The organism is Streptococcus sp. ST16, from assembly GCF_046098135.1.
GTDB lineage: Bacteria > Bacillota > Bacilli > Lactobacillales > Streptococcaceae > Streptococcus.
Genome location: NZ_JBJUSE010000024.1, coordinates 1 through 826, shown reverse-complemented (window position 1 = coordinate 826; position 826 = coordinate 1). Strand labels below are relative to the sequence as shown.

Sequence of the window (826 nt, the reverse complement as noted above, 5' to 3'; positions counted from 1 at the left end):
GGCTCTATAATTTCTGTAGTGGGTAAAACCACCATAGGGATTATGGAGCCTATTTTGTTGTAGAAAAAAGTCCCATATGATCTATAATGAAAAGCGACCAAACCATCATTAGAAAGAATCATATGGAACCATTACATTTTATCACAAGACTACTCGATATCAAAGACTCCAATATCCAAATTATGGATGTTGTTAATAGAGATACACACAAGGAAATCATCGCTAAACTGGACTACGGCGCCCCATCTTGTCCTGATTGCGGAAATCAAATGAAGAAATATGACTTCCAAAAACCTTCCAAAATTCCTTACCTTGAAACAACTGGTATGCCTACTAGAATTCTCCTTAGAAAGCGACGTTTTAAGTGTTATCAGTGTTCGAAAATAGCGGTCGCCGAAACCTCTCTCGTCAAGAAAAATCACCAAATCGCGACCATCGTCAACCAGAAAATCACTCAAAAATTAATCGAGAAAGTCCCTATGACAGCTATCGCCGAAAGTTTATCGGTCTCTACTTCGACAGTCATTCGTAAATTGAAAGAATTCAAATTCAAGACAGATTTATCTTTTCTTCCAACTCACATGTCTTGGGATGAGTATGGCTTCAAGAAAGGGAAGATGAGCTTCATTGCACAGAATTTTGATTCCAAAAAGATCGTAGCTATCCTAGATGGACGGACTCAAGCAACTATTCGCAATCATTTCCTTCGTTATTCTAGACAGGTAAGAAGTCGTGTGAAAGTCATTACCATGGATATGTTTAGTCCCTACTACGATATTGCTAGAAAACTTTTTCCAAATGCAAAAATCGTTCTCGACCGCTTTCA

The 826-nt window shown here is 38.1% G+C and carries 1 protein-coding gene; it reads left to right on the top strand.

All coding sequences use genetic code 11. From position 1 onward, the window contains the following. Positions 1-122: 122 nt before the first annotated feature. On the top strand, positions 123-826 hold a 704-nt coding region (locus ACIY14_RS09435), incomplete at its 3' end, for an ISL3 family transposase (protein WP_409002380.1).